Genomic DNA, 24,695 nt, shown 5'->3' on the forward strand with positions numbered 1-24,695 from the left:
TCACTTGGTCGGCTGAGCCTTGGAGGTGACGGTGATGGTGCCGGCGGCGATGTCCGCCTTGATCTTCTCGACCTCGGCCTTCAGCTCGGCCGGGACCTTGCTGTCGAACTCGTGGTACGGGGCGATCGAGACGCCGTTGTTCGCCAGGGTGCCGACGAAGCCCGGGGTGGCCTGGAGCTTCTCGCCACCGGCGGCCTTGAGCACGGCCTCCTTGACGGCGTCCGGGATGTTCTTGACCACGGTGGTCAGGATCGCCGAGCAGTCCGGGGTGCTCTCGCAGCCGTCGACGTCGACCCAGATGACGCTGTACTTGCCACCCGAGGCCTTCGCCGCCGAGGTGGTGCCGAGGCCGGAGCCGCCGGCGACCGGCATGATGATGTCCGCGCCCTGGGCGACCAGCGCGTCGGAGACCTTCTTGCCCTCGTCCTGCTTGGCGAAGTCGTTGGTGAAGGAGCCCTTCTGGGTCGCCTTGTCCCAACCCAGCGCCTGGACGTTCTTGCCCTTGGTCTGGTTGTAGTACGCGACGCCGTCGACGAAGCCGTCCATGAAGATGGTCACCGGCGGGATCGGCAGGCCGCCGTAGGTGCCCACCTTGCCGGTCTTGGTCATCCCGGCGGCCAGGTAGCCGGCCTGGAACGCCGCCTGGGCGGTGTCGAACTGCATCGGGTAGATGTTGTCCACGCCGGGGTTGGCGTCGACGATGCCGAACTGCTGGTTCGGGTTCGCCTGGGCGATCTTCTTGGTGGCGTCGGCCATGAGGCCACCGACGGCCAGGATGAAGTCGCACTTCTGGTTGACGTACTGCGTCAGGTTCGGCTCGTAGTCGGCCTCGGCCTTCGACGCCACGTACTTGATGTCGATGTTGCTGTTGGCGGCCTTGGCCTCCTCCAGGCCCTTCCAGGCGGAGGTGTTGAACGACTTGTCGTCGATGCCGCCGACGTCGGTCACCATGCAGGCGCTGAACTTGCTGCCACCGTCACCGGCGCCGTTGTTCTCATCCGGCGCCTCGCCACACGCGGCGGCGCTCAGTACGAGCCCACCCGCCGCCACGATCGAGGCGATCCGCATCCCACGCACCGAGCGCAAGACGTCTCCTTCCCATCGCACACCGCGCCTTGTGCGGTGGCTGCCCTTGAGCCGGCCTGCGCTCTCGCCGCCGGCGTCCCACGTTACGGACGGGAGCGTACGCCCGCGCCCACCCACCGGCCGACAATCGTGCACGACTGTTGAGCGCCTGTTACCCCTACGTAACCGTCCCGTGGGGCAGATCACTCTTCGTGCCGGTAGGCGTGCGCCACGGCGTCGCGAAAGTCCGGTTCGGAAGCGTCCTCTCCGGCCGACGTTACCGCCAGAAGACCGCCACCGCGGCGTTGACCAGGGTCAACCCGACGATTGCCAGGAAATGGCCACGATTGACGGTTTCCCGCTTTCGGGAGAAGAACACCATTACGAAGATCAGCAGGGCGATCACCAGTTTGGTGCCGAGCTTCGCCGGGGACGGTTCGTCGCCGTCGCGAAGCGGGGCGGAGAGCCCGATGCCGGTCAGCAACTGGATCACGGCACCCCAGAGCATGGCCACGTTGATGCGCAGCCGTCCGCTGACGTACTGGCTGATGGAGCCACCCAGCAGCAGCGCGAACCCGATCAGATGGACGTAGAGAAGGATCAGCCTCAGAGCTTCCACGCGCTCCATCCTCCCCTATCAACGACGCTTTGTAGTAGGGGCCCCCGGGGCGCGGCACGTCGGCCGACGGGATCGACGCGGGATCGACACGACATCGGGGAAGTAGTGGCCTCGACGCGCCGGGGAGGCCACTACTTCCCGGAAGCAGGGAGCGCGACGGCAGGTCAGGCGGCGACGGCCGCCGGCCGCGCCTCGCCGGGTTCGACGGCTGCGGGCGAGGGCGCCGCGCCTCGGGCGAGCAGGGTCAGGAGCAGGCCGACCACGGCATAGCCGGCCAGGACCGCGAGCGCCGTGCCGCCGCCGGCGCCGTCGAAGAACGCCGTCGCGCGCAGCAGCGTGCCGCCCGCGCCGACCGGGAGCCACTGCCCCACGGCTCCCCAGGGCTGCGGCAGGAGCTCGGGGGCGGCGGAGACGGCCGACAGCGGGTTGCCGACGAGGAACACCAGCAGTGCGCCGAGCCCGATGCCGGGCCGGCCGAGCAGCGCCCCGAGCCCGGTCACGGTGGCCGCGGCGGCGAGCGCGAAGAGGCCGATCGCCCTCGCCTCGGCGAGCCGGTCGCCGCCGATCACCCCGAGCCAGTCGTGCAGCACGGCGGCGCCGGCCGCCCCGGCGAGCACCGCGTACGCGAGCAGCCCCACCACCCGGGCCACGCGTCCGCGCACCAGCAGGACCAGGAGCGCCCCGGCGAGCAGGCTGGCCATCGCGAACGGCAGGAAGCCGGCGGCGAACCCGGCGCCGCGGGGGTCGTCCGGGTCGGCGGGCACGACCGCCACGACGGGCACGGGCCGCCCGCCGGAGAGCTGCCCGGCGGCCTCGGTGAGCAGGGCGGCCACCGTGGGGCTGGCCGCCGGGGCGGTGTGCAGCGTGACGCCGTCCGGGCCGGCGACGAAGGCCGCGTACACCTGCCGGTCGCGCAGCGCCCGGTCGGCGGCCGCGGCGTCGGCCAGGGTGGTGACCTCGAACGCGCCCGGGTGGGCCGCGGCGAGCCGGTCGGCCAGCTCGCCCGCGACGGGTGGGGGTCCGGCCACGGCGACGGGCAGGTCGCGCGGCGCCAGGTTGGCCGCCGGGGCCGCGAACAGGGGGACGAGCAGCGCCAACACGACCACCGCCAGGACGGCGACCAGGAGGGCGAGCCGTGCGGGCGGGTGGCTGCGGACGGATGTCGCGGGCATGGCAACTCCTCTAAAACGAATGCTCGTTCTCTTAAAATCAGGCTCCGCTCCCACCGTCGCGGTGTCAAGAACGAACGTTCGCTTTAGGATGTGCGGCGTGCCACGAGTCACCGAGGAGCACCGCGCGGCCCGCCGCCGCCAGATCGTCGAGGCCGCCCGCCGGTGCTTCCTGCGGGAGGGGTTCCACCGCACGTCGATGCAGGACGTGATCGCCGAGGCCGGCCTCTCGGTGGGCGCGGTCTACCGCTACTTCCCCAGCAAGACGGATCTCATCAACGCGATCGCCGAGCAGGCCATCGGAGGCGCGAGCCGGGTGCTCGAGGAACTGGCCGCGCAGGAACCGCCACTCCCCCTGGTCGAGGCGCTCGACCGCATCCTCACGTACGTCGAGACCCAGCTCGGCGACGACGGGGCCCTGCGCATCGCCATCCAGGTCTGGGGCGAGGCGCAGCGCGACCCGGCCCTCGCCGCCTTCGTGGCGGAGAAGTACGTCGGCTTCCGCACCGCCTTCGGGATGCTGGTCCGGCACGCCCAGGCGAGCGGCGAGCTGCCGGCCGACGCCGACCCGGACGCCACCGCCGCGGCACTGTTCGGTTTCGTGCCGGGCTGGTTCACCCAGCGCATCCTGACCGGCGCGCCCGACCGCGCCACCTACCTCGCCGGGGTCCGCGCCCTGCTCCACGCCACCCCGCGCCAGTGACACCCCGGGGCGGCCCACGGCCGGGTCAGCGGGCGCGCCACACCTGGAAGGTCGGGCCGTCGCCGGGCAGCGTCACGACTCCCTCGGCGTCCGGACGCAGCGCGGGCGCCCCGCCGTACACGTTCTCGCCGGCCGGAAGCCCGGCCACCCGGACCGGGGAGCCGGCCGCGCGGCGGGCCAGCACCAGCACCGTGGCGTCCGGCGACTCCCGCAGGAAGACCAGGGTGTCCGGGTCGTGGTGCACCCATCGCAGGCCGCCGTGGCGCAGCGCGGGCTCGTTCCGGCGCAGCGCGACCAGGGCCCGGTACGCGGCGAAGGTGCCCTGATCCCAGCTCTCCGGCCGGTGCCAGGGCATCGGCGTGCGGGACGCCTCGCCCATGTCCCCGGTGAGGCCCAGTTCGTCCCCCGCGAAGATCATCGGGATGCCGGGCAGGGTGGCGAGCAGGCCGGCGGCCACCTCCTGCCGCGCCGCGTCCCCGACCACGGTGCGGATCCGCGCCGAGTCGTGCGAGCCGAGCAGCTGCCACGAGTGCGTGTACGCGCGCCACGAGACCAGCGAGCGGAACGCGTTCATGGTGGCGAGCACCGCACCGGCGTCGCGCCGGCGGACACCGCCCGGCGTGCCGAGGAAGTTCGGCAGCGGGTGGTCGCCGTGGCGCAGCCAGGACCAGAGCGGGTCGGTGAAGCCGACGTAGTTCATGGTGCCGTGCCAGCCGTCCCGGTCCAGGTCACCGGTGTGGTCGTGGCCGTGCTCGGCCATCAGCAGGCCGTCCGCCCGGGTCTGCGCCACCACGGTTCGCAGGAGTGCCGCCACCTCGTGGGTGTACGCGTCGGCGCCCCGCCGGCCGGTCATGTTCGCGACGTCCACCCGCCAACCGTCCAGCGCGTACGGTTCCCGTAGCCAGCGCCGCAGCACCGAGTCGGGTGCCGTGGCGAACCGCCGCCGCAGCTCGGCGCTGCCCCAGTTGAGCTTCGGCAGCGACTTGACCCCCTTCCACGACTCGTAGTCCCCGGTCAGCTCGTCGAAGTAGTACAGCTCCCGCTCGGGCGCGCGCACGTCGCTGACGGCCGCCGTGAACCACCGGTGCGCGTCGCCGGTGTGGTTGCTCGTGATGTCGCCGAGCAGCCGCCAGCCCCGGGCGTGCACCGCGTCGGCGAGCCGGGCCAGCGCGGCGTCCCCGCCGAGCAGCGGGTCGACGGTGTCGAAGTCCGACGCGTCGTAGCGGTGGTTGGAGCGGGCCGGGAAGACCGGGGTCAGGTAGACGGTGTTCACCCCGAGCCGGTCCAGGTGGTCCAGGCGCTCGGTGATCCCGTCCAGGTCCCCGCCGTAGAACTGGTACGGCGTCTCGGGGCCGCGCCCGATCACCGGGGTGTCCCAGTCGCACGGGATCGCCCAGTCGGGCAGCGGGCGGGTGTCGGCCGCGGCCGAGCGGGCGAACCGGTCCGGGAAGATCTGGTAGATGACCGCGTCGCGGGCCCAGGCCGGCGGCGCGGCGTGGCTGACCAGTTTGAAGTCGCCGTGGTCCGGCACGTCGTGGTCGACCAGCCCGGCGGCCGTGAGCCAGCGGTACCCGTGCCGGCCGGTGAGCAGGAACCGGTAGTTGCTCACCGGATTGCGCACCTCGACGGGTGCCCGCCACCAGACCTCGTCGCCGTCGACCCGGTCCACGACGGCCTCGGTGAACCCGGGCTCGCCGTCGCCCGTGGTGCGCACGTGCACCTCGCGCACGTCCGCCCCGGCGGGCACCCGGACGAACACGTCGACGGTGTCCCCGAGCGCGGGTTCCTGCTCGGGGACGTACCGGGCCGAGCCGTCGTGGTGGGGCTGGAGTGGCATGGGTGCTGCTATCCCTTCACGGCCCCGGCGGTGAGGCCCGAGACGATGTAGCGCTGGAGGAACTGGAAGACGAGCACGGTGGGGATGGCGGTGAGCAGCGTGGCCACCGCGAAGATCCCGAAGTTGTTGTTCCGCTCGTCGCCCTGCAACAGGCCGTACATGCCGACGGCGAGGGTCTTCGAGTCGGTGTCGGTCAGGAAGACGTTCGCCATCAGGAACTCGTTGATCGTGCCGATGAAGGCGAGCAGCCCGGTCACGGCGAGGATCGGCGCCACGAGCGGCAGCATGATCCGGAAGAAGATCTGGGCGTGCGTGGCGCCGTCCATCGTGGCCGACTCGTCCAGTTCCCGCGGCAGGGTGTCGAAGAAGCCCTTCATGAGCCAGGTGTTCACGCCCAGCGCGCCGCCCATGTAGAGGAGGAAGAGCCCCCACGGCGTGTTGAAGCCGATGGCCGGCCACAGGTCGGTGACCGTCGTGAAGATCAGGAAGATCGCCACGATCGCCAGGAACTGCGGGAACATCTGGATCAACAGCAGCGAGAGCAGCCCGACCCGGCGCCCGCGGAACCGCATCCGGGAGAAGGCGTACGCCGCGAGCGCCGACAGGGCGATCGACGCGAGCGAGGCGAGGCCGGCGATGAGCAGCGAGTTGACGAACCACCGCGCGAACTCGGTCCGCGCGAACAACTCGCTGACGTTGCCGAACGACACCCCCTCGGTCGGCACCAGCTCGGTGGACGAGAGCGTCCCGAGTGGATTGAGCGCGGCCGAGAGCACGAACGCGATCGGGAAGAGGCTGAACAGGACGGCGAGCACGGCGACCAGGTGCCGCCAGCCCACCCGCGCGAACCAGCGGTTCCCGCGCGGAGCCGGCCGGCGGCCGACCGGTGGTGAGCCGGCGTCGGTGACCGGAGACCCGGTGAGCGCGGTCATGCGTACACCTCCTCCTGCTTGCGGGTGCGCCGGAAGCTGACCGCCGAGACCACGGCGACGATCGTGAAGATGAAGAGCGAGATGGCCGCGGCGAACCCGAACTCGGCACCCTGCCCGCCGAACGCCAGCCGGTAGGTGTAGGTGATGAGCAGGTCGGTGGCGCCGTTGGTGGGGTTGTCGGCCGGGAAGGGCCCACCCTCGGTGGTCAGGTAGATGGCGTTGAAGTTGTTGAAGTTGTACGCGAACGACGAGATCAGCAGCGGGGAGAGCGCGATGAGCAGCAGCGGCATCGTGACCGACCGGAACGACTGCCACGGCGAGGCGCCGTCCACCGAACTCGCCTCGGTCAGCTCGCGTGGGATGGCCTGGAGCGCGCCGGTGGCCACCAGGAACATGTACGGGTAGCCGAGCCAGAGCTGCACGAGCAGCACCGCGGCCCGGGCCGACCACTCCTGGCCGAACCAGTTCACGCTCAGGCCGAAGAGGTTGTTGATGAGGCCGAAGTCCGTGTTGAACATGTCCCGCCAGATCAGCAGCATGGCGAACGACGGCATGGCGTACGGGAGGATCAACAGCACCCGGTAGAGGTTGGTGCCCCGCATCCGGGGCGAGTGCAGCGCGAGCGCGACGAGCGTGCCCAGGATGAACGTTCCGCCCGTGGAGCCGATGGCGAAGGCGAAGTTCCAGATCAGCGTGCCGAGGAACGGCCCGGAGATGTTCTCGTCGGTGAGCACCCGCGTGAAGTTGCGGAGCCCGACGCCGACCTTCCACCCCTGCGCCAGCCGCTCGCCGTCGGCGGCCACGAAGGAGCCCGTCGACTCGTCGGCGGCCCAGGTGCGGCCGGTCTCGCTGTCGCGGATGCAGTCGCAGCCGGCGTCGTACGCCCGCACGGCCGTGCCCTCGTAGGCGCGGGACAGGCCCGAGGAGCGCAGCGCGCCGCCGGCCGTCGGCACGACCAGCTCGGTGATCTCCCGGCTGCGCGCGCTGGCCTGGCCGAAGTTCAGCACGGTGTAGCCGTCGGCGGCGGTGACCTTGCCGCCGGGCGCCACGGTGACCTCGTCGGGTCCGAGCCGGCGCAGGCCCTCGGCGTCGCCGACCGAGACGGTGCCGGTGGCCGGGTCGGTGACCAGGAAGACCAGCGGCCCGGTGGCGGGGTCGCCCTTCGTGGCGACGGTGAGGGCGTACTCGGCGGAGCCCGGCACCTGCTTCACCGAGGCGGTCTGGATGGCGACGATGGCGTCCTGCTTGCTGCCGCGGTGCCCGTCGCCGAAGTTGGTGAAGGCGGTGCTCGCCGTGTAGAGGACCGGGAACACCTGGAAGGCCACGAGGAACAGCGTGCCCGGGACCAGGTACTTGGCCGGCACGTGCCGGCGGGTCAGGTAGAGGTAGAACAGCCCGGCCGTGGTGGCCGCCAGCAGCGCGAGCCCCACCCACTTCTCCGCCTCGACGAGCGGGAAGGCCGCCCAGATCGCGATCCCGGCCACCAGGCCGAGCAGGACCACCTTGGCCGCGAGGCCGGTCATGGTCGTCGTCGCGTGGTCACGCGCGGCACGACGCTTCTCGGGTCGGGAGCCGACCGGCTCCCGGCCCGGGGCCTGCGGTGCGGGCCCCGGGCCGGACGGCGACGTGCTCATTACTTGATCTGGCCTGCGATGGTCTTGCCGGCCGCGGTGATCGTCTTGGCCGGGTCGGCGCCGCCGATGACGGCGGCTTCCGCCTTGCCGAACGGGTCCCAGATCGCGGCCATGGCCGGGATCGCCGGGAGCACCTGCCCGTTCTTGCCGGCCTCGGTGAACTTCGCGAGGTCCGGGTCGCTGCCCTTGACCTGGTCGAGCGCGGCGGTCAGCGCCGGCGGCCGGGGCTCGGCCTGGTAGAGCGCCACCGCGAGGTCCGGCCTGGTCACGTAGTTGGCCACGAACTCCTGCGCGAGCGCCTTGTTCTTGCCCTTCGACGCCACGTAGAACGCCTGGACGCCGACGAAGGGCTGCGCCTCCTTGCCGCCCGCGAAGCCGGGGACCGGGGTGATGTCGTACGCGATGTTGGCCTTCTTCACGTCGGCCACGGCCCACGGGCCGGAGACGAGGAAGGCGCACTTCTTGCCGGTGAAGGTGGCGATCGAGTTCTCCGGGGTGATGGAGCGCTTCAACGCACCCTCGCCCTTCTCGCCCAGCGCGCCGATCTTCTTGAACGCCTCGATCGACTCCGGCTTGCCCACGCCCAGGTCGGTCGGGTCGTAGTCACCGTTGGCTGCGGTGCCGAAGAGGTATCCGCCGGCCGAGGTGTAGAGCGGGTAGATGTGGTAGGCGTCGCCGTTCTGGCCGGACTGGAGGCAGAGGATCTCGCTGGCCTTCTTCTCCGCCTTGAGCTTCTTGCCGGTGGCGACCAGGTCCTCGATGGTCTTCGGCGCCTCGGGGGCCAGCGCGGTGTTGCGGATCAGCGCGAGGTTCTCCATGGCGTACGGCACGCCGTAGAGCTGGCCGTTGAAGGTGACCGCCTTGACGGCGGTCTCGTTGAAGGCGCCCTTCTGGTCGGCGGTCAGCTGCACCGGGTCGATGGCGCCGTTCTGCACCATGTTGCCGATCCAGTCGTGCGCGCCGACGACGACGTCCGGGCCGCTGCCCTGCTGCGACGCGGTGACGAAGTTGGTCTGCAGGTCCTTCGAGACGGCCTGCACCTCGACGGTGACGCCGTTCTCCTGGCCGAACTTCTCGGCGAACGGCTTGAGGGCCGCCGTCCGCTTGTCGTCGGCCCAGATCACCAGCTTGCCGCCGGCCGCCTTGGCGGACTCCTTGGTGGCCGGCTCGTCGCTGTCGCCGCCGCAGCCCGAGGCGGCCAGCGCCAGGGCGAAGACGGCGACCACACCCGCGGTACGGATGCGCATCGGTACTCCTGTCGTCGTGGCGGCCGGCCGGGGGAAGGGCGCCCGCCAGTGGAAACCTTGCAAAGTTCGTGCTGACCGGCGCACGGAGACGGCGCCGCTGCTGTCGCGTGTTGCCGGGACGTTAGCAAGGGGTTTCAGAGAATGGAAGGGCTTGCAGGGCCGTTCGCAAGAACTTGCCGGTGAGCTAGAGTGCCGCCATGCGCGCTCGACTGTCCGACATCGCCCAACAGGCCGACGTCAGCGAGGCCACGGTGTCGCGGGTGCTCAACGACCGCCCCGGTGTGGCCCCGGAGACCCGGCAGGCCGTCCTCACCGCCCTCGACGTGCTCGGCTACGAGCGCCCGGCGCGCCTGCGCAAGCGCAGCGCCGGCCTGGTGGGCCTCGTGGTGCCGGAGCTGGACAACCCGATCTTCCCCGCCTTCGCCCAGGTCATCGAGTCCACCCTGGCGCAGAGCGGCTTCACCCCGGTGCTCTGCACGCAGACCGCCGGAGGCGTCACCGAGGACGAGTACGTCGAGATGCTGCTGGACCGGCAGGTCTCCGGGATCGTCTTCGTCTCCGGCCTGCACGCCGACACGGCCGCCAACCACGACCGCTACCGGGCGCTGATCGCCCGACCGCTGCCGATCGTGATGATCAACGGGTACGTGCCGGACGTGGCGGCCCCCTTCGTCTCCTGCGACGACGGTGAGGCCGCCGAACTGGCCGTGGCCCACCTCGTCGCGCTCGGGCACCGCCGGATCGGCCTGATCACCGGGCCCGACCGGTTCGTCCCGGTGCGGCGCAAGGTCGCCGGCTGGCGTACGGCCATGACCCGGCTGGCCGGGCTCCCGGAGTCCGAACTGGACGATCTCGCCGAGCTGACCCTCTTCGGGGTCGAGGGCGGCGAGGCGGCCGCCGGGCGGCTGCTCGACCGTGGCGTCACCGGTGTCGTCTGCGGTTCGGACCTCATGGCGCTCGGCGCCGTCCGGGCGGCCCGGCAGCGCGGGCTGTCGGTCCCCGGCGACCTGTCCGTGGTCGGCTACGACGACTCGCCGCTGATGGCCTTCACCGATCCCCCGCTGACCACCATGCGGCAGCCCGTCGCCGCCATGGCGGTGGCCGCCGTGCGGGCGCTCGTCGACGAGATCAACGGGCACGGCGCCCCGCACTCGGAGTACCTCTTCCGCCCCGAGCTGGTCGTCCGCGGCTCCACGGCGGTGGCCCCCGCCGCTCCGGCCCGCCCGGCCGGTGGCGGTGGGCGTCGGCCGAGCCCGCCCCCGGTGGCGGTACCGGCCTGAGGCCCGGCCCGCACCGAGGCCGGACATCCAGCGGGGCCCGCACCGGCGCGGGGCCCAGCGGCCCGGCGCTCGGCGCCCAGCGGGCCGCGCCGAGGGCGGCAGGACTGCGCGATTCTTGCGCAAGGAATGCTTGACTCTTTCAGCCCCCGGCCGGCATTCTGCTCAGACGCCCTGCCGCCCGCGCCGTGGCGGGCGCCGCCGTACCGCGAGAACGGGGAACGCACCATGACCGCCAGCCGCCCCACGCCGCCGACCGCCGACCCCGACTGGTGGCGCTCCGCGGTCGTCTACCAGATCTACGTCCGCAGCTTCGCCGACGCCAACGGAGACGGCGTCGGTGACCTGGAGGGCATCCGGCAGCGTCTGCCCTACCTGCGCGACCTCGGGATCGACGCGCTCTGGCTGACCCCCTTCTACACCTCGCCGATGGTGGACGGTGGCTACGACGTCGCCGACTACCGGGACGTCGACCCGATCTTCGGCACCCTCGCCGACTTCGACGCCATGGTCACCGACGCGCACGCCCTCGGCCTGCGGATCATCGTCGACCTCGTGCCCAACCACACCTCCGACCGGCACCCCTGGTTCCAGGCCGCCCTGGCCGCCGCCCCCGGCGCGGCCGAGCGCGCGCGCTACCTGTTCGCCGACGGCCGGGGCGAGCGCGGCGAGCTGCCGCCGAACGACTGGGAGAGCATCTTCGGCGGGCCCGCGTGGACCCGGGTGGCCGACGGCCAGTGGTACCTGCATCTGTTCGACCCGAGCCAGCCGGACCTGAACTGGCGGCACCCCGAGGTCCGCGCCGAGTTCGAGGACGTCCTGCGCTTCTGGCTGGACCGGGGCGTCGACGGCTTCCGCATCGACGTGGCGCACGGGATGATCAAGGCCGAAGGGCTGCCCGACGTCGGGTTCAGCACGATGACCACCGGCCGCCGCCAGGTGGAACTGCTCGGCAAGGGCCGCCTCCCGTACTTCGACCAGGACGAGGTCCACGACATCTACCGCGCCTGGCGGCCCATCCTGGACAGCTACCCGGGCGGCCGCATGGCCGTGGCCGAGGCGTGGGCCGAGACGCCGCAGCGGCTGGCCCGCTACATCGGCCCGGACGAGCTGCACCAGGCGTTCAGCTTCGACTTCCTCGACGCCACCTGGTCGGCCGAGTCGTTCCGCAAGGTCATCGACACCGCCCTGGCCGAGGCGACCATCGTCGGCGCGCCGACCACGTGGGTGCTGTCCAACCACGACAAGCAGCGGCACGTCACCCGCTACGGCGACGGGCCCGACGGGCTCCGCCGGGCGCGGGCCGCCGCCCTGCTGATGTTCGCCCTGCCCGGATGCGCGTACGTCTACCAGGGCGAGGAGTTGGGCCTGCCCGAGGTGCTCGACCTGCCCGACGACGTACGCCAGGACCCGGCGTTCCGGCGCACCGGCGAGAGCCGCGACGGCTGCCGGGTGCCGATCCCGTGGAGCGGCGACGCGCCCCCGTACGGCTTCGGGCCCGCGGGCTGCGCGGAGAGCTGGCTGCCGGCGCCCGCGACCTGGGCTGCCCTCTCGGTCGCCGCGCAGACCAGCGTGCCCGGATCGACCCTGGAGCTCTACCGTCGCGCGCTGCGGATCCGGCGCGCGCATCCGGCGCTGGCCGCCGACGCCGGCGAGGTGACGTGGCAGGAGACCGAGCCCGGGGTGCTGGCCTTCTCCCGCGCCGCGGGCGACGTCACGCTGACCTGCGTCGTCAACATCAGCGGCGCGCCCGTCCGGGTCGGCGGGTACGGCGAGCCGCTCGTCTCCAGCGAGACCCTCACGGCGCAGGACGGCGACCGGTGGCTGCCGGTCGACACGGCCGCCTGGTTCGAACGCCGCTGAACGGGTAACTCGACACCGACCTGGTCGTCCGTCGTGCTCCGCGCCGGCGGGCGGCTGGGCACCGACCCCTTGTGGTGGGGGGCGAGGTGGCGTCGGCGCCTCGCGGGGTCCGCCCCGTGGGGCGCCGACGTCCGTGCGGCCGCGTTTCACGCCCCCCTGGCGGTCAGCATCTCGGCGATCCGGCGGAAGCCGGCCCGCAGCTCGGCCTCGGTCGGCGGGGCGGTCGGCTCGCCGCGGCCGGCCTCGTCCGCCGCCGCGTCCAGCTCCTCGTCGATGGTGTCCTCGAAGTCGCCGTAGAGGTCGGCCTGGTCCACCTGGGCCGCCTCGTCGGCCGCGGCGATCTGGGCGGCGGCGATCTCGCTGCGGACCTCCTCGGCGGAGAGCGCCGGCAGCAGGGGTTCCACCACCGCCATGAGCTGCTCCTCGGCCACCACCGCCTCGGCCAGAGCGAGCGCGTGGGGGCGCTCGTACGGGCCGCAGACCACCGGCTCCCACTCGTCCTCGTCGCTCAACGGGCCGAACGTGATGATCCACGGGAGACCGAGCATCGGCGAGTCGCTCGGCAGGTCCAACGTCACAAGTGCACCCACCGGCCCATCATGGTCCGTCACGTGGTGCCCGCGCGGAACATTCGTCCGATCCCCGTCACCGTCGCTGCCCGCGGCCGCCTCGGCCGGGGCCGAAGGGCGTCAGACCAGCCGGGCCGGGACGCCTCAGCCGGGCGGGATCCGTCAGCCGGGCCGGGACGCGTCGAGGGCCGCACGGACCAGCGCGAGCGCGGCGCCCGGCGGCACGCCGAGCCGGTGGGCCTGGAGCGCGTACTCGGCCGCCGCCCGCTGGAGCCGGTCCATCGCCTCGTCCCGGCCGGGCGCCACGAACGTGCCGTTGCGCCCCCGCGTCTCCAGCAGCCCGGCCCCCTCCAGTTCCCGGTACGCCCGAGCCACCGTGTTCGGTGCCAGGCTGAGGTCGGCGGCGAGCTGCCGCACCGTGGGCAGGCGGGTGCCGACGGGGAGCCGCCCGTCGCCGATCATGGCGGCGAGCTGCCCGCGCACCTGCTCGTACGGAGGCACGGGCGAGTCCAGGTCGACCGAGATCAGCACGTCGGGCTCCTCCCCGTTCACCCGGCACCACCCGGTACGCCGGGCTCGGTGTCCTCGTCGAGGTCGGCCGGCGGCGGGCCCTCGGCCAGGTCGACCACCCTCCCCCGGCGGCTGGTCGCGGCGAGGGCCGCGCCGAACAGCAGCAACTGGTTGAGCAGGTACAGGTAGAGCAGCAGCCCCACGGCGCCGGCCACGACCGTGTACGCCGGGTTCCGCTCGGTGCGGACGACGTAGTAGCGGCCGACCGTGTTGAGCAGCGTGATGCCGATCGCGACGAGCCACACCACCGGGCGCAGCCGGGACCGGCTCATCCGCAGTCGCGGCACGGCGACCAGCAGCAGCGCCGCGAGGACCGCGTTGACCACCACGCTGAGGATCGCGCTCAGCGTGGTGAGGCCGAGCGACCCGGTGCTGCGCAGCAGGAAGCGCAGCACCGACTCCAGCGCGTCGACGGCGGCCACCGAGAGGCCGAGCAGCACGAACACGATGACCATCACGCCGATGTCGACCAGCCGGCGGATCACCAGGTTGCCGGGCTGCTGGTTGAACCCGTACATCAACCGCTGCGAGGACCGGATGGCCTCGATCCAACCGATCCCCGTGAAGGTGAGGATGATGAGGCCGACCACGCCGACGGTGCCGCTGCTGTCGGCGATCTGCGCCGGGTCGAGGAAGGGCAGGTTGTCCTGGAGGAAGCTGCCCGCGGCCAGGCTGAACTCGTTGTTGTCATCCAGGGTCGCGCCGAAGATGGCGTAGACGACCAGGGCGAGCGCGAAGACCGCGAAGAAGCCGTAGTAGGCGATGGCCGCGGCCAGCCGGCCGCCGAGCACCTGGGCGTAGAGCGCACCGGCCCGCCACACGTGGTCGAAGACCGGCGACCGGCGGCGGGCGGCGTCCACCCGGCGGCCGATGCCCGCCTCGACCCGGCCGATCACGTTCACGCCGTCATCCTCGCCGATGTCGGCCCGCCGCGGGGGTAACCGTCACGGGCGCGCCCGCCGCAGCGTCCGCTCAGCCGCCCAGCCGGAAGTCGCGGCGGGGCTGCCACCGGGCCTGGCCGCTGTGCGAGAAGAGGGTGAACGCCTCCACCTCGAACATGGCGGAGAAGTCCGCCAGATCCTCGTACGCCTTGTCCAGCGCCTCGGGCGGCACGTCCTGGGCCACCGTGACGTGCGGGTGGTAGGGGAAGCGGGTCTCCCGGCGCAGTTCCGGCGCGGCGCTGATCGCAGCGGCCAGCAGCTCACACTCGCTGATGCCGGCCGCCACGGCCACGAACACGACCTGCGTCACCGGACGGAACGTGCCGGTGCCCCGCAGGTGGAGGGTGAACGGCAGGTGGGCGGCGGCGACGCCGGCCAGGTGCCGCTCCACGGCCGGCAGGGCGGCCACCGGGATCTCGGTCGGCCCGAGCAGCGTGACGTGCGCCGGGATGTCCGCCGCCTGCGGGTCGCCGGCCTCCGCCCGCCGCCGGGTGAGCTGGCCGCCCCACGGCTCGGGGATGTCCACCGCCACCCCGATCTGGATGAGGTCACCCTCCCCCGGCGCCCCGTCCCTGCGATCCACGCTGCGCGTCACCTCTCCGGCCACCGGCCTTCGTCAACCCGTCCCGCGGTCGCGGCGCTACTCGCCGCGCACCGGCGGGAAGAAGCCGATCCGCTCGTACACGGCACGCAGCGTCGGAGCGGCCACGGCACGCGCCTTCTCCGCGCCGGTGGCGAGCAGCTTGTCGAGCTGGGCCGGGTCGTCCAGGTAGCCGCGGGTGCGCTCCTGGATCGGGCGGACGAAGTCGGCCACCACCTCGGCCAGGTCCTTCTTCAGGTCGCCGTAGCCCTTGCCGGCGTACGCGGCGACCAGGTCGTCGATGTCGCGTCCGGAGAGGGCCGAGTAGATCGTCAGCAGGTTGGAGATGCCCGGCTTGCCCTCGGCGTCGAAGACGATCTCGCGGCCCGTGTCGGTGACCGCCGAGCGGATCTTCTTGGCCGTGCGGGCCGGATCCTCCAGCAGGTCGATGATGCCGGCCGGCGAGGACGACGACTTGGACATCTTCGCGGTCGGTTCCTGCAGGTCGGTGATCTTCGCGGTGTCCTTGACGATGTGCGGGGCCGGCACGGTGAACGTCCGCCCGAACAGGGTGTTGAACCGCTGCGCGAGGTCGCGGGAGAGTTCCAGGTGCTGCCGCTGGTCCTCACCGACCGGCACCGCGTCGGCCTGGTAGAGCAGGATGTCGGCGGCCTGGAGGATCGGGTACGTGAAGAGGCCGACGCTGGAGCGGTCGCTGCCCTGCTTCTGCGACTTGTCCTTGAACTGGGTCATCCGGCTCGCCTCGCCGAACCCGGTGATGCACCCCAGCACCCACGCCAGCTGCGAGTGCTCCGGCACCTGCGACTGGACGAACAGGGTGCTCTGCTCCGGGTCGATGCCCACCGCGAAGAGCTGGGCGGCGGCGATCCGCGACCGCTGCCGGAGCGTCTTCGGGTCGTGCCCGGCGGTGATCGCGTGCAGGTCGACGACGCAGTAGAACGTCTCGTGGGTCTCCTGCAGGGCCACCCAGTGCCGGAGCGCCCCCAGATAGTTGCCGAGGTGGAACGAGTCGGCCGTCGGCTGGATGCCGGAGAAGACGCGGGGACGGGCGGGAACGTCGGGCATGCCGCCAATTCTGTCAGCCCGCCGCGGCGGGCGTCATGACGGGCCGGCGGGTCGCATCCGGCGCGGTCACCGGCCGGTCAGGACGGGTTCGCGGGCCGGGCCTCGCGGGTCACCGCCGGCGCCGCGGTCTCGCGCCGCTGCTCGGGTACGCGGACGGCGGAGACGGCGAGCCGGGCCACCCGCCGCCCCTCCAGGGCGAGCACCCGCAACAGCCAGCCGCCGGGCGGGTCGCCCGGTTCGGCGTCACCGTCGTCGACCGAGCCGGGCGCCACCGTCACCTCGTCACCGGCGACCGGCAGCCGTCCCAGGGCCGCCATGACGAACCCGCCGACCGTCTCGTACGGGCCGGTGGGCAGGGTGACGCCGGTGCGCTCGGTGAAGTCGGCCAGGTTGAGGCGGCCGTCGACCACGGCGGGCAGCCCGGCGTGCACCGGGTCGGGGGTGCCGTCGTACTCGTCGTGGATCTCACCGACGAGTTCCTCGATGAGGTCCTCGAGGGTGACGATGCCGGCCGTGCCGCCGTACTCGTCGACGACCACCGCGAGGTGGTGCCCCTCCCGGCGCATCTCCGTCAGCGCCGCGAGCACCCGCTTGCTGCCGGGCAGCCGCTTCACCTCCCGGGTCAGCTCGCCGACGGTGGCGCACGGGTCGCCCTCGGGGCGCAGCAGCACGTCGCGCAGGTGGACGAACCCGACCACGTCGTCGTGGGTGCCGTCGGTGACCGGGTAGCGGGTGTGCGTCTCGACCCGCACCAGGCGGGCCGCCTCGGCGATGGTGAGGCCGGCGGGGAGGAATACGACCTCGGTGCGGGGCATCATCACCTCGCGGATCAGCCGGGCCCCGGCCACCAGGACCTCGTCGATGATCCGGCGCTCGTCCGCGTCGAGCAGCGTGTTGGCGGCCACCAGGTCGCGCAGCTCGGCCTCGCTGATGCGCTCCCGGCCGGCCGCCGGGCCGGCACCGAGCAGGTCCGTCACGCGCCGGGTGGCCGCGTCGGCGGCCCGCACCACCATCGCGGCCACGGCCCGGGCGACGGGCCCGGGTTCGCGGCCGGGTCGTCGCCGCGCGCGTCGCCGGTGCTCGGGCCCGCCCGCTTCGCGCATGCCAGAGATGGTAGACAGCGCGCGGTCTCCACACGGCCATACGGCGTACGCCGGTCACCCGCCCGCCGTGTTCAACTCTGTTGGATCGTGAGAGTTTATGATGGAATCGACTTCCGCGGAGTCCGGGCCGTCCGGCCCGCCCGTAGGGTGAGCACGAACCGGCCACGACCCGGGCCGACCTCAGGAGGCGAACGAGATGAAACTGCTCGTCACCGGCGGCGCCGGCTACATCGGCAGTGTCGTGACCCGGATGCTGCTCGACGCCGGGCACGAGGTGGTCGTCCTCGACGACCTGCGCACCGGCCACCGGGTCGCGCTGGCCCCCGACGCCACCCACGTGGACCTGCCCGTGCACGAGGCGGCGCAGGTCGTCACCCCCGAGGCCCGGTTCGACGGGGTGCTGCACTTCGCCGCCCTCATCGCCGCGGGCGAATCCATGGTCAAGCCGGAACTCTACTGGCACACCAACACCGTCGGCACGCTCGCCCTCCTCGACGCCGTCCGCGCCGCCGGCGTGCCCCGACTCGTCTTCTCCTCCACCGCCGCCGTCTACGGCAACCCCACCGAACTGCCGATCCCGGAGACCGCCGTGACGGCGCCGACCAACACGTACGGCGCGACCAAGCTGGCCGTCGACATGGCGCTCACCTCCGAGGCGATCGGGCACGGCCTCGCGGCCGTCTCGCTGCGCTACTTCAACGTCGCCGGCGCCCACCTCGACGGCGCCGTCGCGCTCGGCGAGCGGCACGACCCGGAGACGCACCTCATCCCCATCGCGCTGGAGGTGGCCGCCGGCCGGCGGGAGAAGCTGCAGCTCTTCGGCGACGACTACCCGACCGTCGACGGCACCTGCGTCCGCGACTACATCCACGTGGCGGACCTGGCCCGCGCCCACCTGCTCGCCCTGGGCGCCGCCACCCCCGGCCAGCACCGGATCTACAACCTCGGCAACGGCAACGGGTTCACCAACCGGCAGGTCGTCGACGTCGTCCGCGAGGTCACCGGCCACCCGCTGCCCGTCGAACTCGCCCCGCGCCGCGAGGGCGACCCCGCCGAACTGGTGGCCTCCTCCCGCCTGGCCCGCGAGGAACTCGGCTGGGTGCCGCAGAAGCCGACCCTGCACGACATGGTCGGCGACGCCTGGATCTTCTACCGCACCCACATCCTGGAGCAGGCATGACCGACGTCGCCGAGCGCGCCGCCGCCGGCTTCCGCACCCGCTACGGTGAGCCGCCCGCCGGCCGCTGGGCGGCGCCCGGACGGGTCAACCTGATCGGCGAGCACACCGACTACAACGACGGCTTCGTCCTGCCCTTCGCGCTTCCCCTGCGTACCGTGGCCGCCGCCGCCGGGCAGGACGGCGCCCGCTGGACGGTCTGGTCCGAGTTATCCGACGAGACCGTCACCTTCGGCGCCGACGAGGTCGCCGAACCGGGCCGGGTCACCGGCTGGGGCGCGTACGTCGCCGGGGTGGTGTGGGCGCTGCGCGACGCCGGCCACGACGTGCCCGGCGCCCGCCTGGCGATCGCCTCCGACGTGCCGCTCGGCGCGGGGCTGTCGTCGTCGGCGGCCCTGGAGGCGGCCGTGCTGACCGCCCTTGTCGACCTGGGCGGCCTCGACCTCCCCGCCGAGCGGCAGCCGCGCCTGGCCCAGCGCGCCGAGAACGTCTACGTCGGCGCGCCGACCGGGATCATGGACCAGTCGGCGGCCATCCGCTGCCGCGACGGGCACGCGCTCTTCCTCGACTGCCGCACCGAGGAGGTCGAACACATCCCGTTCGACCTGCACGCCGCGGGCCTGGCCATGCTGGTCGTCGACAGCCACGCCCCGCACCGGCACGCCGACGGCGAGTACGCCGCCCGCCGCCGCTCCTGCGAGGCCGGCGCCGCGCGGCTCGGCGTGCCGGCCCTGCGCGACGTCGGCGTCGACCAGCTCGACACCGCGCTCGCCCGCCTCGACGACCCGGAGACGCGGCGGCGGGTCCGGCACGTGGTCACCGAGGACCAGCGGGTGCTCGACACGGTGGCGCTGCTGCGCGCCGGCCGGGTCCGCGAGATCGGGCCGTTGCTCACCGCGTCGCACGTCTCCATGCGCGACGACTTCGAGATCACCGTGCCGGAGATCGACACCGCCGTCGAGGCGGCGCTCGCCGCCGGCGCCCTCGGCGCCCGGATGACCGGCGGCGGCTTCGGCGGGTGCGTGCTCGCGCTGGTCGAGGCGGACGCCGCCGAGGCCGTCGCCGACGCCGTCACGGCCGCGTACGCCGAGAAGGGCTTCCCCGCCCCCGGCCACGTGACCGTGCTTCCCGCCGGCGGCGCCACCCGCCTCGACTGACGCCGACCCGCGGGACCGGGCCGCCGCCGGCACGGAATCCGCGTGACGCGTCCACCCGCGACGGTCGGTAGGGTGTCGCCGCGACCGGCGAGCGGGAAGGGGACGAGGTGACCGACACCGGGTTGGCCGCCCAACAGCGGGCGGTGGCGCTCATCGAGGTCGGGCGCCACGCCGAGGCGGTGGAAGTGCTCCGGGGCGTGCTGGCCGAGCAGCCCGAGCACGTCGGCGTCCTCTACCACCTCGCCCGCTGCCACCGCATGCTCGGCCAGTTCGCCGAGGCGCTGCGGGTCATCGACCGGGCGCTCGCCCTCGCCGCCACGCCCCAGCACCTGCTCGTGGAGAAGGGCCGGATCCTGCTCGCCGCCGGCCAGCCCGCGTACGCGGCCGCGGCCGCCCAGGCCGCCCTGGAACGGGCGCCCGGCGTCTGGGAGGCGCACGCGCTGCTCGCCGAGGCGCTGCTCACGCTCGGCAACCCCACCCGGGTCGTCGTCGCCCGCCGGCACGCCGACACCGCCCTCGAACTCGCCCCGCAGGTGCCCGGGGTGCACCTGCTCGACGCCCGGGTGCACGCCCGCATGGGTCGGCTCCGGGCCGCCCGGGCCGCCTGCCGGCAGGCGCTGGCGCTGGACCCGTCGTACGAGCCGGCCCTGCACCAGCTCGCGCTGTTCGACGCCGCACAGGACCGCGTCGGGCGGGCCGCGCGGGGCTTCACCGACGCGCTGGCCGCGGACCCGCAGGACGGGTCGGCCGCCGTACGCCACGCCGTGGTGGCCGCCGCCCTGTGGTGGCGGTTGTTCGACGTGCTGGCGCTGGCCGCCGTGGCGCACGTGGTCCTGTTCGCGGTGGTGGACGCGGCCCGACCCGCACGGCTCGCCACCGCGCTGCTGGTCCCGGCGGCCGTGGCCGGATGGTCGCTGCTGACCTGGCGGCGGCAGCCGTCGCCCGTGCGCTGGCAGCTACGCCGGCAGCTCGGCGCGCGGACCGTCGTCGTCTGCCTGGCGTTCACCGCGGCCGCCCTGGCCGGGCTGCTGCTCGACGGGATCGCCCCGACGACCGACAGTGTGCTCGGCGGCCTCGGCGTCCTGCTGCTGGCGCCGGCCTGCCTCGTCCTCGCCCTGCGCCTCTGGCGGCAGCTCAGCCGCCGGGCCGGCCCCGCCATCCGCTGGCTCGGCTACCGGATCTGGAGCCGCCTGGCGGCCCGCGCCACCATCACCACCTCCGAGCAGCGAAGCTGACCCGGCGACGCCGGTCACGGCGGGGACTCAGCCGGCCTCGACGATCATGCCGGCGCCCACCGTACGGTTGGTGCTCTCGTCGATGATGATGAACCCGCCGGTGGTCCGGTTGCGCCGGTACTCGTCGGCGAGCAGCGGGACCGTCGTCCGCAGCCGGACCCGGCCGATCTCGTTCAACCGCAGCTCGCCCGCCGCCTCGTCCCGGTGCAGGGAGTTGATGTCGAGCCGGTAGTGCAGGCCGCGCACGATCGCCCGCGCCGAACGGGTGGTGTGCTTGATCGCGTACTTGCCGCCGACCTGCAGGGGCCGGGTCTCGTCCATCCAGCAGACCATCGCCTCGATGTCCTGGGCCACCGCCGGCGCGTTGTTCGGCCGGCAGATCATGTCGCCCCGGGAGATGTCAATCTCGTCGGTCAGGCGCACGGTCACCGACATCGGCGGGAACGCCTCGGCGACCGGGCCGTCGGCGGTCTCCACCGAGGCGATCCGGCTCGTGAAACCCGAGGGCAGCACCATCACCTCGTCACCCGGCTTGAGCACCCCGGAGGCGACCTGCCCCGCGTAGCCCCGGTAGTCCGTGACCGTCGTCGACTGCGGACGGATCACGTACTGCACCGGGAACCGCACGTCCACCAGGTTGCGGTCGCTGGCGATGTGCACCCGCTCCAGGTGGTGCAGCAGCGCCGGGCCCTCGTACCACGGCATGTTCGGCGACCGGCTCACGATGTTGTCGCCCTTGAGCGCGGAGACCGGCACCACGGCCAGGTCGGGCACCTCGAGCTTCGCGGCGAACGCCGTGAACTCGTCGGCGATCCGCTCGAAGACCTCCTGGGAGAAGTCGACCAGGTCCATCTTGTTGACGCAGAGCACGAGGTGCGGCACCCGCAGCAGCGAGCACAGGAACGCGTGGCGGCGGGACTGCTCCACGAGACCCTTGCGGGCGTCCACGAGGATCAGCGCCAGGTCGGCCGTCGACGCGCCGGTGACCATGTTCCGCGTGTACTGGATGTGCCCCGGCGTGTCCGCGATGATGAACTTCCGCCGCGGCGTGGCGAAGTAGCGGTACGCCACGTCGATGGTGATGCCCTGCTCCCGCTCCGCCCGCAGGCCGTCGGTGAGCAGCGCCAGGTTGGTGTACTCGTCGCCGCGCGCCGCGCTGACCGCCTCCACCGCGGCCAACTGGTCGGTGAACAGCGACTTCGTGTCGTAGAGCAGCCGGCCGATCAGCGTCGACTTGCCGTCGTCGACGCTGCCGGCGGTGGCGAAGCGCAGCAGGTCCATGCGCCGGGCCTCCGGCCCGGCGCCGACCGGGGTGGCCGCGGCGGTCTCGACGCTCATCAGAAGTAGCCCTCCCGCTTGCGGTCCTCCATGGCGGCCTCGCTGACCCGGTCGTCACCGCGGGTCGCGCCGCGCTCGGTGATCCGGGTCGCGGCCACCTCCTCGATGACCTTCTCCACGGTGTCGGCGTCGGAGCGCACGGCGGCCGTGCAGGACGCGTCGCCCACCGTGCGGTAGCGCACCCGCGCCTTGAACTGCTCCTCGCCCGCCCGGGGGCGGATGAACTCGTTCACCGCGTACAGCATCCCGTCCCGCTCGACCACCGCACGCTCGTGCGCGTAGTAGATCGACGGCAGCGCGATCCGCTCCCGCGCGATGTAGTGCCAGACGTCCAGCTCGGTCCAGTTGGACAGCGGGAAGACGCGGATCGACTCACCCGGGTGGTGCCGGCCGTTGTAGAGCGCCCACAGCTCCGGCCGCTGGTTCTTCGGATCCCACTGGCCGAACTCGTCGCGGAAGCTGAACACCCGCTCCTTGGCCCGGGCCTTCTCCTCGTCTCGGCGAGCACCACCGAAGAGCGCGTCGAAGCGGTGCTTCTCCACGGCCTCCAGCAGCACCGGCGTCTGGATGCGGTTGCGGGTCCCGTCCGGCGACTCGCGGACCAGCCCGCGGGCCAGCGCCTCCGGCACGCTCGCCACCACCAGGTGCAGCCCCAGCTCGGCCACCCGCCGGTCGCGGTACTCGATGACCTCCGGGAAGTTGTGCCCGGTGTCCACGTGCATCACCGGGAAGGGGATGTTCGCCGGGGCGAACGCCTTCTGGGCGAGCCGCAGCATCACGATGGAGTCCTTGCCGCCCGAGAAGAGCAGCACCGGACGCTCCATCTCGGCCACCACCTCGCGCATCACGAAGATGCTCTCCGCCTCCAGCGCGTCGAGGTGTGAGACCTGGTATGCGGGGGCGGTCATGACCCGGGCTCGATTCGCTCGCTCATCCGATTTCCAGACTTTTCCGGTCGGGGATGTCAAGAACTTGCGTTGAGGTTACCCGGAATGTCTCTGCAACGCCGCAAGCAACCGGGGGGCGAGATCCCGACGACAGACCAGCAGGTCGGGAAGGCGTGGATCCGCCTCGTTGTATTTCAGCGCAGATCCATCGATCCGGGAAGCGTGCAGCCCGGTGGCCGTCGCCACAGCGACCGGCGCCGCCGAGTCCCACTCGTACTGGCCGCCGGCGTGGATGTACGCGTCCACCTCACCGGTCACCACCGCGGCGATCTTCGCGCCCGCCGAACCCATCGGCACCAGGTGCGCGCCCACGTCCTCGGCCAGGTCGGTGAGGAACACCGGCGGCCGGCTCCGGCTCGCCGCCAACCGGATGATCCGGTCCCGGCCGGCCGCCGCCTCCACCGTCATCGGCGGGTACCCCGGCGGATAGTCGGTCGCGAGCACCCGCTGCTGCGCGGGCAGCGCCACCGCGCCGGCGACCAGCCCGTGCGGGCCCGGCGCGTCGCGCGCCCAGAGCGCCACGTGCACCGCCCAGTCCGCGCGCCCCTCCTCGGCGAACTCCCGCGTGCCGTCCAGCGGGTCGACGATCCACACCCGGTCGGCCGTCAACCGGGACACCGTCCCCGGGTTCACCTCGGCCGCCCAGGCCAGCCGCGCCCCCTCGTCCTCCTCCGAGAGCACCGCGTCACCCGGACGCCACGCCGCCAGCTCCGTGCGGATCAGCTCGTGCGCGACCTTGTCCCCCGCCGACTTCAGCGCCGCCGGGTCACCGAACCCCAGCTCCGCCCTCAGCCCCAGCAGCGCCTGGCCCGCACGGGCCGCCAGCCACCGGGCGAACGCGCCGTCGACCATCGGAGGACTCGTCATGATCCGCTCCCGTCGCCAGGGCCCGACCACGACGCCGGGACATCCCGCCGGGACCCGGCGCCGCCGGTCGCGCACACCGAAAGGCGCAGACTACCGGCCCGGTACGCCCACCGCAGTCAGCCGCCGTGATAGAGGTTCTGCGTCGGCTCCACACCGCGGAGCACGACCGACTCCACCACGTCCGCCGCCCGGTCGACCAGGAACTCCAGCTCCTTGCGCTCCGCCGCGTTGAAGTCCGACAGGACGAAGTCGGCCGGGTCCTGCCGCCCCGGCGGCCGGCCGATGCCGAACCGGACCCGCACGTACTCCTTCGTGCCCAGCGACTTCGTCATCGAGCGCAGCCCGTTGTGCCCGCCCTCGCCGCCGCCGCACTTCACCCGCAGCTGCCCGTAGCCGATGTCCAGCTCGTCGTGCACCGCGACCACCCGCCCCGGCGGCACCTTGTAGAACTGGCCCAGCGCCGCCACCGGCCCGCCGGAGAGGTTCATGTAGGTCAGCGGCTTCACGAGCACCAGCCGCGGCCCACCGAGACCCAGGCGGCCCTCGGCCACCTCGGCCACCGCCCGCCGGTGCCGGCCGAACTTCGCGCCCACCCGCCGCGCGAGCAGGTCCGCCACCATGAAGCCGACGTTGTGCCGGTTACCGGCGTACTCCCGGCCCGGGTTGCCCAGGCCGACCACCAGCCACGGCCCCGCCTCGTCCGTCACGACCCGCCCTTCCCGCTGTCGGTCTCACACACCCCGGATACGCCGACAGGCGCCCCCACCGCGCGGGGACGC

23 protein-coding genes are annotated in these 24,695 nt (G+C 72.9%); 6 read left to right on the plus strand and 17 right to left on the minus strand.

The window, feature by feature from the left end; genetic code table 11:
- The 3 genes from OG994_RS20830 to OG994_RS20840 all read right to left on the minus strand — a co-directional run bounded on the left by OG994_RS20830 (position 1) and on the right by OG994_RS20840 (position 2,856).
- On the minus strand, positions 1-1,068 hold the full coding sequence (locus OG994_RS20830; RefSeq protein WP_120327570.1) for a BMP family lipoprotein: 1,068 nt from the start codon (positions 1,066-1,068) through the stop codon (positions 1-3).
- 274 nt (positions 1,069-1,342) lie between these two features.
- Positions 1,343-1,684, minus strand: a complete 342-nt coding sequence (locus OG994_RS20835; protein ID WP_328850689.1) for a hypothetical protein — start codon at positions 1,682-1,684, stop codon at positions 1,343-1,345.
- A gap of 164 nt (positions 1,685-1,848) precedes the next feature.
- Positions 1,849-2,856, minus strand: coding sequence for a hypothetical protein (locus OG994_RS20840; RefSeq protein ID WP_328850690.1), 1,008 nt, complete (start codon positions 2,854-2,856; stop codon positions 1,849-1,851).
- 97 nt (positions 2,857-2,953) lie between these two features.
- Between OG994_RS20840 and OG994_RS20845 the strand changes: the two genes are divergently transcribed.
- Positions 2,954-3,556 carry a TetR/AcrR family transcriptional regulator gene (locus OG994_RS20845; RefSeq protein ID WP_328850691.1) on the plus strand — a complete coding sequence of 201 codons (603 nt, stop codon included), beginning with the start codon at positions 2,954-2,956 and terminating at the stop codon, positions 3,554-3,556.
- A 25-nt stretch (positions 3,557-3,581) separates the two neighbouring features.
- Here OG994_RS20845 and OG994_RS20850 read toward each other — a convergent pair whose 3' ends face one another.
- The 4 genes from OG994_RS20850 to OG994_RS20865 are packed head-to-tail and all read right to left on the minus strand — an operon-like array spanning position 3,582 to position 9,206.
- Complete coding sequence (locus tag OG994_RS20850; protein WP_328850693.1) at positions 3,582-5,393, minus strand: glycoside hydrolase family 13 protein; 1,812 nt, start codon at positions 5,391-5,393, stop codon at positions 3,582-3,584.
- Positions 5,394-5,401: 8 nt separating this feature from the next.
- Positions 5,402-6,325, minus strand: coding sequence for a sugar ABC transporter permease (locus tag OG994_RS20855; protein WP_120327565.1), 924 nt, complete (start codon positions 6,323-6,325; stop codon positions 5,402-5,404).
- Entirely contained in the window at positions 6,322-7,959 is a 1,638-nt protein-coding gene (locus tag OG994_RS20860) for an ABC transporter permease subunit (RefSeq protein WP_328850694.1), read from the minus strand. The genes OG994_RS20855 and OG994_RS20860 overlap by 4 nt, the downstream gene beginning before the upstream one ends.
- On the minus strand, positions 7,959-9,206 hold the full coding sequence (locus OG994_RS20865; RefSeq protein ID WP_328850695.1) for a sugar ABC transporter substrate-binding protein: 1,248 nt from the start codon (positions 9,204-9,206) through the stop codon (positions 7,959-7,961). Before OG994_RS20865 ends, OG994_RS20860 begins: the two co-directional genes overlap by 1 nt.
- A 197-nt stretch (positions 9,207-9,403) precedes the next feature.
- Here OG994_RS20865 and OG994_RS20870 point away from each other — a divergent pair, with 197 nt between their 5' ends.
- A complete protein-coding gene (locus tag OG994_RS20870; RefSeq protein WP_240032832.1) occupies positions 9,404-10,486 on the plus strand; it encodes a LacI family DNA-binding transcriptional regulator in 1,083 nt (360 codons plus the stop codon).
- 225 nt (positions 10,487-10,711) lie between these two features.
- Positions 10,712-12,346, plus strand: a complete 1,635-nt coding sequence (locus OG994_RS20875; RefSeq protein ID WP_328850696.1) for a glycoside hydrolase family 13 protein — start codon at positions 10,712-10,714, stop codon at positions 12,344-12,346.
- 146 nt (positions 12,347-12,492) lie between these two features.
- Here the strand turns inward: OG994_RS20875 and OG994_RS20880 are convergent, their stop codons facing one another.
- The 6 genes from OG994_RS20880 to OG994_RS20905 form a co-directional block, all read right to left on the minus strand.
- Complete coding sequence (locus tag OG994_RS20880; RefSeq protein WP_120327561.1) at positions 12,493-12,936, minus strand: hypothetical protein; 444 nt, start codon at positions 12,934-12,936, stop codon at positions 12,493-12,495.
- A 141-nt stretch (positions 12,937-13,077) separates the two neighbouring features.
- The gene (locus tag OG994_RS20885) at positions 13,078-13,467 is read right to left on the minus strand and encodes a GntR family transcriptional regulator (protein ID WP_240032831.1); all 390 of its coding nucleotides are present in this window, start codon (positions 13,465-13,467) and stop codon (positions 13,078-13,080) included.
- Positions 13,464-14,387 carry a YihY/virulence factor BrkB family protein gene (locus OG994_RS20890; RefSeq protein ID WP_120327560.1) on the minus strand — a complete coding sequence of 308 codons (924 nt, stop codon included), beginning with the start codon at positions 14,385-14,387 and terminating at the stop codon, positions 13,464-13,466. The genes OG994_RS20885 and OG994_RS20890 overlap by 4 nt, the downstream gene beginning before the upstream one ends.
- A gap of 70 nt (positions 14,388-14,457) precedes the next feature.
- Positions 14,458-15,009 (minus strand): 2'-5' RNA ligase family protein, encoded by a 552-nt coding sequence (locus OG994_RS20895; RefSeq protein WP_192902092.1) that lies wholly within the window; start codon positions 15,007-15,009, stop codon positions 14,458-14,460.
- A 57-nt stretch (positions 15,010-15,066) separates the two neighbouring features.
- The gene (trpS, locus tag OG994_RS20900) at positions 15,067-16,092 is read right to left on the minus strand and encodes a tryptophan--tRNA ligase (protein WP_120327558.1); all 1,026 of its coding nucleotides are present in this window, start codon (positions 16,090-16,092) and stop codon (positions 15,067-15,069) included.
- Between the two features lie 77 nt (positions 16,093-16,169).
- Entirely contained in the window at positions 16,170-17,195 is a 1,026-nt protein-coding gene (locus OG994_RS20905; protein WP_328850697.1) for a hemolysin family protein, read from the minus strand.
- 196 nt (positions 17,196-17,391) lie between these two features.
- On the opposite strand from OG994_RS20905, the gene galE reads away from it, so the two are divergent.
- From galE to OG994_RS20920, 3 genes are all read left to right on the plus strand, one after another.
- A complete protein-coding gene (gene galE, locus OG994_RS20910; RefSeq protein WP_328850698.1) occupies positions 17,392-18,375 on the plus strand; it encodes a UDP-glucose 4-epimerase GalE in 984 nt (327 codons plus the stop codon).
- A complete protein-coding gene (galK, locus tag OG994_RS20915) occupies positions 18,372-19,529 on the plus strand; it encodes a galactokinase (RefSeq protein WP_328850699.1) in 1,158 nt (385 codons plus the stop codon). Before galE ends, galK begins: the two co-directional genes overlap by 4 nt.
- Before the next feature lie 107 nt (positions 19,530-19,636).
- Positions 19,637-20,764, plus strand: a complete 1,128-nt coding sequence (locus OG994_RS20920) for a tetratricopeptide repeat protein (protein ID WP_328850700.1) — start codon at positions 19,637-19,639, stop codon at positions 20,762-20,764.
- A gap of 27 nt (positions 20,765-20,791) precedes the next feature.
- Here OG994_RS20920 and cysN read toward each other — a convergent pair whose 3' ends face one another.
- The 4 genes from cysN to pth all read right to left on the minus strand — a co-directional run bounded on the left by cysN (position 20,792) and on the right by pth (position 24,623).
- Complete coding sequence (gene cysN, locus OG994_RS20925) at positions 20,792-22,102, minus strand: sulfate adenylyltransferase subunit CysN (RefSeq protein WP_120327553.1); 1,311 nt, start codon at positions 22,100-22,102, stop codon at positions 20,792-20,794.
- On the minus strand, positions 22,102-23,010 hold the full coding sequence (gene cysD / locus OG994_RS20930; RefSeq protein ID WP_120327552.1) for a sulfate adenylyltransferase subunit CysD: 909 nt from the start codon (positions 23,008-23,010) through the stop codon (positions 22,102-22,104). The genes cysN and cysD overlap by 1 nt, the downstream gene beginning before the upstream one ends.
- 75 nt (positions 23,011-23,085) lie before the next feature.
- Positions 23,086-23,916: an inositol monophosphatase family protein gene (locus tag OG994_RS20935; RefSeq protein ID WP_328850701.1), complete on the minus strand. Its 831-nt coding sequence runs from the start codon at positions 23,914-23,916 to the stop codon at positions 23,086-23,088.
- 116 nt (positions 23,917-24,032) lie between these two features.
- Positions 24,033-24,623 carry an aminoacyl-tRNA hydrolase gene (gene pth / locus OG994_RS20940; protein WP_328850702.1) on the minus strand — a complete coding sequence of 197 codons (591 nt, stop codon included), beginning with the start codon at positions 24,621-24,623 and terminating at the stop codon, positions 24,033-24,035.
- Between the last annotated feature and the right edge of the window lie 72 nt (positions 24,624-24,695).

Origin of the sequence: Micromonospora globbae, from assembly GCF_036184225.1 — a bacterium.
In the GTDB taxonomy this organism is placed as follows: domain Bacteria; phylum Actinomycetota; class Actinomycetes; order Mycobacteriales; family Micromonosporaceae; genus Micromonospora; species Micromonospora globbae.